The sequence below is a fragment of the Longitalea luteola genome (assembly GCF_017356035.1).
Classification (GTDB): Bacteria; Bacteroidota; Bacteroidia; order Chitinophagales; family Chitinophagaceae; genus Niastella; species Niastella luteola.
Genome location: NZ_JAFIQX010000010.1, coordinates 271,383 through 284,480, shown reverse-complemented (window position 1 = coordinate 284,480; position 13,098 = coordinate 271,383). Strand labels below are relative to the sequence as shown.

The following is a 13,098-nucleotide window of genomic DNA, read 5'->3' as shown; positions in this document are numbered from 1 at the left end:
ATCGAACCAACGACCCTCCCGACTTTTAGTCGGGATGCTCTAACCGTCTGAGCTAAGGATCCAATCCGACGTTAGTCGGGTAATTATATCAATAAAGAACTTCAATTTAATCAGTCTAATTGGTTAGGGATCGAACCAACGACCCTCCCGACTTTCAGTCGGATGCTCTAACCGTCTGAGCTAAGGATCCAATCCGACGTTAGTCGGGTAATATTTTAAAATAAAGAACTTCCGTTTCAAAGAGCAGCAAAATTAGAAAAATTCATTCAGTACCCGGCAGAAATCTTATTTAATTTTTTAAATTACCTTGCGCAGCAGCTTTCATCTGACCTGTTTGGTCTTTTTTTCTGAACGTTTTGTGGTTTTTTATTATGCTTGCTAGCCTTCACATCCAGGAACTGCAACAGCGTATTGCGCTATATGACGACCAGTCAGCTTATAAGGAATTGTTTGCCCTTTTCTATAAGTCTCTGCAGCAATTTGCCATCTCCTTTGTTCGCTCACCAGAAACAGCCGAAGAGATCGTCTCCGATGTATTTATAAAGGTGTGGAAAAAACGGGCAGGCCTTCACCGCATCCAGAATCTCAAACTCTACCTCTTCGTAAGTACCAAGAACGGAGCGCTGAATTATCTCCGCACGCAAAAAAAGGTGTTCCTGCAACCTGAACAATACTTCATTCAGCTGCAAAGCATCTATTTTGATCCGGAAAAACTCATGCTCACTGCCGAAATGATGAACCGGGTTCAGAAAGCGATTAACGACCTTCCGCCACGTTGTCAACTCATATTTAAGCTGGTAAAAGAAGATGGATTAAAGTACCGGGAAGTAGCCGACCTGTTACAGGTCTCCCTGAAAACCGTTGAGAATCAAATGTCAATTGCTATCCGTAAGATCGGGCTGGCCATTCATTTCGATATTCGTACCACCTTGTCTTCATAAATAAAGCGGGGTACCATTTTCCCCATGGTGGAAATTACGACCCTATTGATAGCCAGCTACATAAAAAATCTTTCACTGCTTTAGGGGTATGACTTTTATAGTAGTGTCCTTATGGGTATATATTATCTATTATACACATGAGTAAGGATAGAATCTGGTTTTTAGTTGGCAAAAAACTGGCTGGTGAGGCAAGTGCAGAAGAATTGGAAGAACTGGAAGGACTGTTGCGTAGCGACCCCGACATGCATTATGCCCTTCAAAATATAACTGACTTATGGAACCTGCCAATACCTGCTAATAACGAGGTAGAAGCTGCATTCAACCGGCATGTTAACCGGTTGAAAGAAGCTGGTACCGACTGGAATCATACAGCAGATGCAGCACCTCAACCTTACTTCATACCTGCTCAAAAGCGTTCCGGAAAAAAATTAATGATCATAAGTGTAGCGGCCGCTATACTTGTGGCAGGCGGTATCTATTGGTATTACTCCATAACTGATGGGGCTGCTTCAGCCCGCCCTTTTGTGGCCGGCACAACCGGCGAAAAAAATGAAGTGAGTACCCGCAATGGTTCCAAAACCACCATCACCCTGCCCGATGGGTCCAAAGTATGGTTGAATGCAGGTAGTGTACTCACCTATAACAAAGATTTTGGCGGTGTAATACGGGAAGTGACGCTGAGTGGTGAAGCTTTTTTTGATGTGAAGCCTGCTGTATCACCGTCAACCCAGGAAAAAATTCCTTTTGTCATCCATACCCAACATCTCGATGTACGTGTGCTGGGTACAGCTTTTAATGTGAAATCGTACCCCGGCGACAAACAAACTGAAACGAGCCTGGTGCATGGCAAAGTGCAGGTGTTGATCCATAACCGCCCTGAAGAAATATTCACCTTGCGCCCCAATGAAAAACTGGTAGTAATGAATGAGGAGATGAATACGCCGGATACCGGAAGAACGAGTGAGGCAAAACATGAACCTTTTGTTTCGCTGAGTAAATTGAACTATACCGAAGCCGACAGCCTCCTCATAGAAACAGCCTGGGTGCAAAACAAACTGGTCTTTGACAATGAATCTTTTCTTGAAGTGGCTGCAAAAATGGAACGCTGGTACAATGTGGAGATTGAGTTCAAAGACGAAAAAATGCAGGAGCTGCGCTTTACCGGCGTGTTTGAAAATGAAACCATACAACAGGCACTGGATTATATGGCTATAACTGCTCCCTTCCATTATTCAATGCAAGGGAATAAAATAACAGTAGAAAGATGATTTTTTAATCAAAACGATGCCAAATGAATAACAATAGTTCCTAGGCCTGAAACAAAAAGCGGAACCTCATTGCAGTGAGATCCCGCCAGGTAAATACAGGCTGAATTACGATTTCCTGTTTGAGCCACAGGAAACACCTATTATTTAACCTTCCAATTAACAAAGTATGAAAAAAAACGGAATTCTGCTGAGTTTCGGCAGTGACCCGCTTTTGTTAAAGTTCATCCGGATTATGAAGCTTTCATTTGCTATAATACTGCTTAGTTGTCTTCATGTTGCTGCCGGTGGCTTTTCCCAGAACAGGATTAGCGTCGACTTTCAATCAATACAATTGAAGCGCGCGTTATCATTAATCGAAAAGAAAAGCGATTTCAGGTTTTTGTACAACGAAAGCCTGGTTAGCAATGCGCCTCGTATCACCCTTACCATGGTGAATGCCGAAGTAACTGATGTCCTGAACCGTATTCTGAACAATTCAGGATTATCGTATCAATTAATGGCCAATAAACTCATCATCCTCAAAACAGGCATCTCGCCCGTTCAGGATATCAGGGTCTCCGGCCGCGTTACCAGCACTACCGGAGAGCCGGTGGCAGGCGTTTCTGTCCTTGTAAAAAATACCACTATTGGTACAACCACCGATGGCGCCGGGAACTATGCATTAACAGTTCCCGATAGCGCTGTGCTTGTGTTTTCATCGCTGGGCTTCGAAACCCAGGAAATTCCTGTTAACGGCCGCACTACCATCGATGTCAGCTTGAAATCTGCCGACGCATCATCACTGCAGCAGGTGATAGTGATCGGTTACGGTACCAGCTCACGGCGAGACCTCACCGCACCTATCGGTGTAGTCAATACAGAAGAGCTGAATAAAAGAACCACAGCCAACCCAATGCAGGCATTGCAGGGCAATGCACCCGGAGTGCAGGTTGTTACCAACGGAACACCGGGTGGTTCACCTACCGTTCGTGTCAGAGGGGTGGGTTCTTTCAACAATACAAATCCCCTGTACGTGGTGGATGGCATGTTCGTAGATAATATCGACTTCCTCAATACCAACGATATCGGTGAAATGTCAGTGTTGAAAGACGCTTCTGCGGCGGCAATTTATGGCGTACGCGCTGCCAATGGGGTGATCATCATTAATACGAAAAAAGGCCGGTATAACATGAAGACCCGGGTAACGTACAACGGTTACTTTGGTGTGCAAAGACCTTCCGGCGAATTCAAACTGGCCAATGCCGCTCAGTATTCGGCTATGCAACTGGCCAAGGGCACAGCTACCGATACGGCCAGGGTGGCTTTATCAGTTTCAAGATTTGGAGGTTCGGGATTGAATCCAACTACAAACACCGACTGGTATGAAGAGATCCTGAAAAGCTCGGCCCTCATGCATAACCACAGCATCGATCTGGCAGGAGGCGCCAGTAAAGTGAACTATACCCTGGGATTGAATTACCTGTACCAGGATGGCATTCTGGAGGTGGAGAATAATTATAAAAGGTATAATATCCGTTTTCAACTCGAAGCAAAACCGTATGAATTCTTAAAGCTGGGCCTAACCACGCATTTAAGCAATTTTACCCAGCGGAATCCCAACATTGGCGCCTTTTCACTGGCTTACATGGCTTCGCCGCTATACCCGGTGTTTGACGAAACCAATACGCTTGCAAGACCCGAGAAATACGCATCTTCATCTACCCTGGGTTTTGCGAATGGCGTATTCAATAACCCGGTGGCTGCTTCCAACTACTGGTTCGATAAAACCAAGGGTTTTCAATTATTGCCTACGCTCTATGCAGAAGCAGATATCATAAAGAGCAAGTTGTCCTTCAGGTCGCAGCTTAGTCAGCGATATGGTTCTGACCTGAATCAGAATTACCTGCCGGAGTATTATGTAGATAATATTCAACGCCAGCAGGCTTCTGTTTTAACCACTACCGAAACCAGGACGGAAAATTACATCCTGGATAATTTAATAACCTATAGAGATAAAATCGGCAACCACGGCTGGACCTTGCTGTTAGGGCATTCCGTCCGGGATGAACGGTTCAGAAGTACCCAGGTAATTACCGACAGTGTGCCGCCGCAGCAGACTTTCTGGTATGCCGACCAGGGCATCCGCCGTACCGATGGATACAACGAAACCGGTTTTAGAAATACTTCAACAAGTCTGTTTGGCCGCATCAGTTATGATTTTGCCGACAAATATCTGCTCACCGCCACTTTCCGTGCCGATGGTACTTCCAAATACCAGGACAAATGGGGTTATTTTCCATCCATTGGCGTGGGTTGGGTCATTTCCGAAGAAGGCTTTATGAAAGGCCAGCAATTATTCGATCAGTTGAAGATCCGCGGATCCTGGGGTAAACTTGGTAACGATAATGTGCAGCCCAGCACCGGTTATGCAGTAGTTTCCAGCGGTAACGAATTTTCGGGTGTGTTTGGAAGCACCCCTGCATCTAATGGCGTTATAACACCCGGCTATCGCATACAACCCGTCTTTGGCTCTGTGAACTGGGAAGTGGTTACAGAATGGGATGGTGGTATTGATTTCTCCATGCTGAACAAACGGCTGAAAGGATCCATTGATTATTATCACCGCCAAACCGATAAACTGGCTTATGAACGAAGCCTGCCCTTCACCGGCATCCGCCAGTATGGCAACTGGGGTAAGGTAAACAATAGCGGAATTGAAGTTGATCTTACCTGGGATGACAAAGTGGGTGACCTTGGCTATCGCATCAGCGGTAACCTCACCACCTTGAAAAATGAAGTGGTTGACCTGCACACTTTGAAAAATCTGCCGGGGGGTGTTGCCGAATTTCCTACCCGCTCGCAACCAGGCGATCCGTTTAATTTCTTTTATGGGTATGAAGTAGCAGGTATTTATCAAAACCAGGCGGAAGTAGATGCAGATCCAATTGCCGTAGACAATGATGTAAAGCCTGGTTATTTCAAATATGTAGATCAGAATGGGGATAAAGTGCTCGATGAAAATGACCGGGTGAACCTGGGCAACTACCTGCCAAAGATCACCTATGGCTTTACGCTTGCGATGGATTATAAAAATTTCGACCTGAGCATTTTCTTCCAGGGCATAGGCGGTAATTCAATTTTAAATTATAACCGCGCATTAAGGCAGAAATTCCCTGACATGAATGGTGATGAAGAATTCGTAACCGGCTTATGGACCGGCGAGGGTTCTACCAACAAATTCCCTTCTGCTGAAGCCATTACCCAGTCATGGAATAACAATGCCAGTTCTTTTTATGTAGAAAATGGCTCGTATTTGCGTCTGCAGAATGTTCAGCTTGGTTACAACTTTAAGATTGGCAAAAATGAGGGTCCATCGTTCAGGGTTTATGCAACTGCCGACAGGCCCCTCATCTTTACCCGCTACAGTGGCGTAACCCCCGAAGTAACGGCGCCCACCCAGTTACCGAAAGACCGGGCTGCGATACCATCCAATACACCGGCAACATTTATTTCGGGAACCGGGTATGACAATAATGTATATCCTACCACCGCCGTCTATACGATCGGCGTAAGGATCACTTATTAATTTTAATACTTCGCATCATGAATACGATAAAAAATATTTTTCTTCTCTTATTAGTGATAGAGGTAGCGGGCTGTAGTAAATACCTTGACCGCGATCTGGAAGACCAGCCCAGAAGCACTGTCGTTGATTATGCCAATTTGAACTTGATGTATACCCCGGTTTCTGGGATGTACAGGGCCGCCGCCGGCGATAATCCGGGACTGGTTCACTGGGTAGATGCAGGTGTGCGCACCGTACGCGGTGATGATGTGGCCAAAGGTTCTGCGCCCAATGACCAGGGTACGCTGTCTGATATTAAGAACTTCCAGAACAATAACCCGGGTGTTGTTTCTTTCTGGGGCAACAATAACTATTGGAACGACCATTTCGGACTGATGTTATTTTGCAACGAAGCGTTGATCGAATTGGCCAAGTTTGCAGAGAACATCCCTGATGGCGATAACCAGAATATTGCTCTGTATAACCAGTACAGGTCTGAAGTGCGGGTGATCCGCGCCTGGGCCCTGATGCTTGCTTCACGCGTGTTTGGCGATGTGCCAATTGTTATTAACAACCAGGAGCTCACTACGGTGGGTAAAAGTACCGTTGCAGAGGTCAGGCAATGGATCATCAGTGAAATGGATACCGCAATTGGTTTCCTGGAAGATGCCAGGCCCAATCAGTCTGTGCACAGGGGAGCCGTTACAAAATATACGGCGTTGTTGCTGAAAGCGAAAGCAGCCGCCGACCTGGCCGGCAATAATAATGGAAGCCAATACTGGGATGTTGTGCTTGCTGCCACCAATGAAATTATCAATAGCAATAAGTTCAGCCTGTTCCCCGATTTTTATCAATTGTGGAAGATCCCGGGCAAACTGAGTGATGAAGCCTTGTTTGAATTGCAGTATACCGATTTCGGAACAAGCACCGGCACAGCCATAAAACCCGGCGCCTTCTGGGATTTTCAGGGACCTAACGGCGACCAGCGCGGCAGCCCGGTCGCCGGTTGGGGCTTTTTGTCGCCGACGCAGGCAATAGTTGACTTTTTCAATAGCCGGAACGATTCTGTTCGCCTGAAAACAAGTATACTTTTTGCAGGTACTTCAGAGGATAATTTTGTTACTACGCCCAGCGGCGATAACATTTATGGCAATACAAACGGGCAAACCCGGTTTATGGGGAAGGCTTACCTGCCCACCAGCCAGATGCCATCAGGAAGAAGAGATTATGGAACCAATAACAATGTAAGAGTACTTCGCTATGCCGATGTGCTGTTATTGAATGCGGAAGCAAAGGTGCGCAAAGGCCAGAATGGCGATGCGCCGTTTAACCTGGTTCGCCAGCGGGCAAAGCTGAATCCGATCACAGGTGTTACCTTACAACAGGTGTTGGATGAGCGCCGCGCCGAGTTTGCCTGCGAATGGTGGGGTGAACGTTACAATGACCTCATAAGAACAGGTCAGGCTGCTACCGTATTGGCGCCGCAAGGTTTTAATCCGGGAGAAGAATACCTGCCTGTGCCGATAACACAGCGAGATCTGAATCCGAATTTGTAAAGCTAATCTAATGGTAAGGTCAGCTGATCTGATGGTTGGAGCTTCAGAAGCGCCAGCCATCAGATCATTTACAGGAAGGATGATCCATACCCGCACATGTACCGAAACCAAACGAAACGCCGCAATGATACGTTACAGGTTAACCCTAATTACGATTGTTTTTTCTTTTTTATTGATCCGTTGTACCAATACGCAAAAGTCCGTAAACCATGAGGTCAAGTTTACTGCCGAAGACGAGGAGTTGTTCACCCTTGTGCAGCAACAAACGTTTCAATATTTCTGGGACGGTGCCGAGCCCGTCAGCGGTATGGCAAGAGAACGCATTCACGTTGATAATATTTATCCCGAGAAAGATAAGAATGTCGTCACCAGCGGTGGCAGTGGCTTTGGTGTAATGGCCATTCTGGTAGGCATCCACCGCGGTTTCATAACCCGTGACCAGGGCCGGGAACGGATCGAAAAAATGGTTCAGTTCCTGAAAACGGCCGACCGTTTCCATGGCGCCTGGCCCCATTGGTGGCATGGCCAAACCGGTAAAGTAAAACCCTTTGGCCGAAAAGACAACGGCGGCGACCTGGTGGAGACTTCGTTCATGTTACAGGGGTTATTATGTGCGCGCCAGTATTTCCAGAACGGCGATTCAACAGAACAGGTGCTGGCAGCAACTATCGATACCTTATGGCGCGAAGTGGAATTTGACTGGTACCGGAAAGGGGAGAACGTATTATACTGGCACTGGAGCCCCAACTACAAATGGGAAATGAATTTTCCGGTACGGGGGTATAACGAATGTTTGATCATGTATATACTGGCCGCTTCTTCGCCAACACACGGCGTGCCGGCCGAAGTATATCACGAGGGCTGGGCTCAGAACGGCCGCATTGTTTCACCATGTCCGGTTTATGATTACTCCCTGCAGTTGTATCACCAGGGCGATTCGCCCTACGGCGGTCCGCTGTTTTGGGCTCATTATTCTTTTCTCGGACTCGATCCCCGCGGATTGAAGGACCGCTATGCCGATTATTGGGCTGAAAACAGGAACCAGACCCTGATCAATTTTACCTGGTGTGTTAAGAATCCTAAACACTATATAGGGTATGGCCCTGATAACTGGGGGCTCACTGCAAGTTATTCGGTACGCGGGTATGCTGCGCATGCTCCCGGTAACCTTACGGATCACGGCGTTATATCGCCAACCGCCGCTTTATCCTCTTTTCCCTATACACCACAGCTATCCATGCAGGCCATGCGCCACTGGTACAACGATATGAAAGATCGCCTATGGGGACCGTACGGTTTTTACGATGCGTTCAGTCAAACCGCCAACTGGTATCCCGAGCGTTACCTGGCCATCGATCAGGGGCCTGCGGTTGTAATGATGGAAAACTATCGCAGTGGTTTGTTATGGAGATTGTTCATGAGCTGTCCCGAAATAAAGGCCGGACTGAAAAAACTGGGCTTTACAAGTCCGCATTTTAAGTAGCCTGAACGCATATCCGATGGGCGTTAAAGGTCTACGCCTAATAAAAAATAATCTGAAAAATGTTTACAAGAATTCTTTATATAATCTTTCTGTTTATTGTTATAGTACAAGCACCACAGGCGTTCCCTCAAAGCAAGGTTGATAATAAAGGTGGGTCTCTTTCTGACAGGGGGCCCACCTTACATGCTTCTCCCCGAACTTATTGCAATCCCCTGAATATTGACTATGGCTATACGCCCATACCGAATTTTACGCAATGGGGCAAACACCGGGCTACCGCAGATCCCGTGATCGTGTTATATAAAGGCGACTACTATTTATTCAGCACCAATCAATGGGGCTATTGGTGGAGCGACGATCTCAGCAACTGGCATTTCATTTCCCGTTTGTTCCTGAAGCCATACCACAAGGTGTATGACGAGCTTTGTGCGCCTGCCGTTTGGGTGCAGGGTGATACCATGTTTGTATTTGGCTCCACTTATACATCCGATTTTCCGATATGGATGAGCACTAATCCCAAGGGCAATGAATGGAAAGAAGCCGTGGACTCCTTTGAGATCGGCGGCTGGGACCCGGCTTTCTTCCTCGATGACGATGGAAAATTGTACATGTATAACGGCAGCAGCAACCGCTACCCGTTATACGGCATCGAAGTTGACCGCAAAACATTTGACCCCAAAGGCACCCGCAAGGAAATGTATTTGCTGGAACCGTGGCGCTACGGCTGGCAGCGATTTGGGGAATATCACGACAATACATTCCTTGACCCCTTCATTGAAGGGGCCTGGATGACAAAACATAACGGTAAATATTACCTGCAATATGGCGCGCCGGGCACCGAATTCAGCGGCTATGCCGATGGCGTGGTGGTAGGTGATCATCCCCTGGGGCCGTTTACCCCCCAATCGCTGCCCTTTAGTTTTAAACCTGGTGGTTTCGCCCGCGGTGCCGGTCATGGCGCCACCTTCAAAGACACATACAACAACTGGTGGCATGTATCTACCATTGCTATTTCAGTCAAAAATAATTTTGAACGGCGAATAGGCATCTGGCCTGCCGGTTTCGACAAGGATGATGTAATGTATATGAATTCGGCCTTCGGCGATTATCCTTACTATTTACCGGGAAGGGGCCCTTCCGCCTCATCTTCTGAAGCGGGCGGCGAGGGGGCTGCAAACACCTCCCGCACCGGGGGAGGCCTCGAGGGGGCTCAAGCCGCAGGCTTCACCGGCTGGATGCTGCTGAACTACAATAAACCGGTTACAGTTTCATCTACCCTTGGCAGTTACTACCCTAATTTTGCCGTGGATGAGGATATAAAATCATACTGGAGCGCAGCTTCGGGCAATAAAGGAGAATGGATAACAACCGACCTGGGCAATACCGCTACTGTACGCGCCATTCAGATCAATTATGCCGACCAGGATGTAGAATTCCTGGGTAAGACAAAAGATGTGTATCATCAGTATAAATTGTACCATAGTACCGACGGTAAAAAATGGAAATTGCTGATCGATAAAAGCAATAACAAAACCGATGTACCCCACGATTATATTGAACTGGAAAACCCTGTTCAAACCCGTTACCTTAAATTAGAAAATATCCATATGCCGGGCGGAAAATTTGCGCTCAGCGGACTGCGGGTATTTGGCAATGGCAACGGCAGCAAGCCCGACACGGTAAAGCAGTTTATTGTATTGCGAACAGAAAAGGACAAACGCAGCGCCTGGTTGAAATGGTCGCCGGTTGATAATGCCTACGCCTATAATATTTACATGGGCATTGAACCTGATAAATTATACAATTGTGTAATGGTGTATAGCAGCAATGAGTATTACTGCAAAACCATGGATAAAGAAAAGCCTTACTATTTCTCTATTGAAGCTATCAACGAAAACGGCGTATCGGCAAGAAGCAAGGTTGTAAAAGTGGAATAATGATAAAAGGGCCGTAACGCAGTCCTGTAGAAAAGATTTAACACAAAAGACTCAAAACACACATATATGCCGAGGATAATTTTAACGGTTGTAGGTTTATTCTTCCTTATAAAGCTGTCTGCACAAACCCCCGATGCCAAAATGAAGGCATACGTGGCCAGTCTCATGAGTAAAATGACCCTTGAAGAAAAGATCGGGCAGTTAAACCTGGTAACACCGGGTTGGGGAGTACCTACCGGTTCCGTTGTTAGTAAAGGCGTTGAAGACAATATCCGCAAAGGCCGGGTCGGTGGCTTGTTTGGCATTTTCGGTCCCGATAAAGTACGCCAGGCACAAACACTGGCAGTGAAGGAAAGCCGGCTGCATATTCCATTGTTATTTGGCCTGGATGTAATTCATGGTCATAAAACCATTTTTCCCATTCCCCTTGCCATCTCCTGTTCCTGGGACACTGTGTTGATCGAACGAAGCGCGCGCATTGCAGCAATAGAAGCCACGGCAGATGGCTTGTGCTGGGTGTTTTCACCGATGGTAGATATCGCCCGTGACCCCCGCTGGGGCCGCATTGCAGAAGGCTCAGGGGAAGATGCTTACCTGGGATCAAAGATCGCACGCGCGATGGTAAAAGGATACCAGGGCAATGACCTGTCGAAAGATAATACCGTCTTAGCCTGTGTAAAACATTTTGCTTTATATGGCGCCGCTGAGGCCGGACGTGATTACAACACTACGGATATGAGCCGCATCAGGATGTACAACGAATACCTGCCGCCGTACAAAGCAGCAGTCGACGCCGGGGTGGGCAGCGTGATGAGCTCTTTCAATGAAATTGATGGAATACCTGCTACCGGTAACCGGTGGCTGCTCACGACTTTGTTACGCAATCAATGGGGTTTTAAAGGAATGGTGGTTTCCGATTACACCAGTGTGAATGAAATGACGGCTCATGGTCTGGGCGACCTGCAAACCGTTTCGGCTCTGGCATTGAATGCCGGCCTGGATATGGACATGGTTGGCGAAGGCTTTTTAACTACTTTACAAAAATCATTGAAAGAAGGAAAGGTTACCACAAAACAAATTGACGATGCCTGCCGCCGTATCCTGGAAGCTAAATACAAGCTCGGTTTATTTGACGACCCCTATCGTTATATTAATGATGACCGGCCGGCAAAAGAAATTTTAACCGAAGAGAACAGAAAAGCAGCCCGCGAAATAGCTGTCCGCTCCATGGTATTGTTGAAAAACGATCGCCAGGTATTGCCATTAAAAAAGACCGGCACCATTGCGTTGATCGGCCCGCTGGCCGACAACCATTCGGAAATGCTGGGCACCTGGGCCGTATCGGGCGATAAAACAAAAAGCGTAACCATAAAGCAGGGCCTGCAAAATGTAGCCGGCAATGCCGTTCAGATCTTATATGCAAAAGGGGCGAACATTACTGATGACACGGCTTTTGCCAAACGGATCAGTCCGTTTGCAGAACCTACCGAGATCGATGCCCGCTCACCCGATGCCCTGATCCAGGAAGCGGTTGAGACCGCGGGCAAAGCCGATGTGGTGGTGGCAGTAGTTGGAGAAGCGGCAGAAATGTCGGGCGAATCGGCCAGCCGTACCAGCCTCGATCTGCCGGGCAGCCAGCGGAGATTAATAGAAGCCCTGGCAAAAACGGGCAAACCGCTGGTGGTGGTACTGATGAATGGCCGTCCGCTGGCTGTTCCCTGGCTGCATGAACAGGTGCCAGCCTTGTTGGAAGCCTGGTTTGCAGGCACAGAAGCGGGCAATGCCATCGCTGATGTACTGTTTGGCAATTACAACCCATCGGGCAAACTCACGACTTCATTTCCACGCAATGTTGGTCAGATCCCGGTTTACTATAACCACAAAAATACCGGAAGGCCGTATGAAGGCGGAAGTCCCAAGTTCAAATCGAATTACCTCGATGAAGTGAATGAACCGTTATATCCTTTCGGTTATGGACTCAGTTATACGACATTCACTTATGATACGGTTAAATTGAGCCAGACTGTCTTGCGGCCGGGTCAGTCGATAACCGCATCCATCATGGTTAAAAATGCAGGAAATGTGGCTGGCGAGGAAACCGTTCAATTGTACATCCGCGACCTGGTAGGTTCGGTTGCCCGGCCGGTGAAGGAGTTGAAAGGCTTCCAGAAAATACAATTGAATGCCGGAGAACTGAAAAAAGTGGAGTTCACCATTACGGAGAATGACCTTAAGTTTTACAACAGCGAGCTGAAATATGTAGCAGAACCGGGCGATTTCAAAGTCTTCATCGGCACCAACAGCCGGGACGTCAGGGAAGCCGCCTTCCGGTTGGTAAAATAATTTTGAGCCGTAACTTGCGCCCAAAT

7 protein-coding genes and 1 tRNA gene are annotated in these 13,098 nt (G+C 47.4%); 7 read left to right on the top strand and 1 reads right to left on the bottom strand.

Features of this window, described 5'->3' with window-relative positions; translation table 11 throughout:
• Positions 1-121: 121 nt before the first annotated feature.
• Positions 122-182: transfer RNA gene (locus JUB15_RS22175), tRNA-Phe, on the bottom strand.
• A gap of 189 nt (positions 183-371) precedes the next feature.
• On the opposite strand from JUB15_RS22175, the gene JUB15_RS22170 reads away from it, so the two are divergent.
• The 7 genes from JUB15_RS22170 (at position 372) to bglX (ending at position 13,072) form a co-directional block, all read left to right on the top strand.
• Positions 372-941 carry an RNA polymerase sigma-70 factor gene (locus JUB15_RS22170; RefSeq protein WP_207514837.1) on the top strand — a complete coding sequence of 190 codons (570 nt, stop codon included), beginning with the start codon at positions 372-374 and terminating at the stop codon, positions 939-941.
• A gap of 137 nt (positions 942-1,078) precedes the next feature.
• Positions 1,079-2,209, top strand: coding sequence for a FecR family protein (locus tag JUB15_RS22165; RefSeq protein ID WP_207514836.1), 1,131 nt, complete (start codon positions 1,079-1,081; stop codon positions 2,207-2,209).
• 166 nt (positions 2,210-2,375) lie between these two features.
• The gene (locus JUB15_RS22160; RefSeq protein WP_207514835.1) at positions 2,376-5,774 is read left to right on the top strand and encodes a TonB-dependent receptor; all 3,399 of its coding nucleotides are present in this window, start codon (positions 2,376-2,378) and stop codon (positions 5,772-5,774) included.
• A gap of 17 nt (positions 5,775-5,791) precedes the next feature.
• Positions 5,792-7,309: a RagB/SusD family nutrient uptake outer membrane protein gene (locus JUB15_RS22155; RefSeq protein WP_207514834.1), complete on the top strand. Its 1,518-nt coding sequence runs from the start codon at positions 5,792-5,794 to the stop codon at positions 7,307-7,309.
• A gap of 10 nt (positions 7,310-7,319) precedes the next feature.
• Positions 7,320-8,792 (top strand): glucoamylase family protein, encoded by a 1,473-nt coding sequence (locus JUB15_RS22150; protein ID WP_242696465.1) that lies wholly within the window; start codon positions 7,320-7,322, stop codon positions 8,790-8,792.
• A gap of 59 nt (positions 8,793-8,851) precedes the next feature.
• Positions 8,852-10,729: a family 43 glycosylhydrolase gene (locus tag JUB15_RS22145; RefSeq protein ID WP_207514833.1), complete on the top strand. Its 1,878-nt coding sequence runs from the start codon at positions 8,852-8,854 to the stop codon at positions 10,727-10,729.
• 66 nt (positions 10,730-10,795) lie between these two features.
• Positions 10,796-13,072 (top strand): beta-glucosidase BglX, encoded by a 2,277-nt coding sequence (gene bglX, locus JUB15_RS22140; RefSeq protein ID WP_207514832.1) that lies wholly within the window; start codon positions 10,796-10,798, stop codon positions 13,070-13,072.
• Positions 13,073-13,098: the final 26 nt, after the last annotated feature.

Coding starts and splice junctions, on each gene's coding strand:
- JUB15_RS22160 (WP_207514835.1), top strand. CDS start 2,376: ATGAAAAAAAACGGAATTCTGCTGAGTTTCGGCAGTGACCCGCTTTTG.
- JUB15_RS22150 (WP_242696465.1), top strand. CDS start 7,320: ATGGTAAGGTCAGCTGATCTGATGGTTGGAGCTTCAGAAGCGCCAGCC.
- JUB15_RS22165 (WP_207514836.1), top strand. CDS start 1,079: ATGAGTAAGGATAGAATCTGGTTTTTAGTTGGCAAAAAACTGGCTGGT.
- JUB15_RS22155 (WP_207514834.1), top strand. CDS start 5,792: ATGAATACGATAAAAAATATTTTTCTTCTCTTATTAGTGATAGAGGTA.
- JUB15_RS22170 (WP_207514837.1), top strand. CDS start 372: ATGCTTGCTAGCCTTCACATCCAGGAACTGCAACAGCGTATTGCGCTA.
- bglX (WP_207514832.1), top strand. CDS start 10,796: ATGCCGAGGATAATTTTAACGGTTGTAGGTTTATTCTTCCTTATAAAG.
- JUB15_RS22145 (WP_207514833.1), top strand. CDS start 8,852: ATGTTTACAAGAATTCTTTATATAATCTTTCTGTTTATTGTTATAGTA.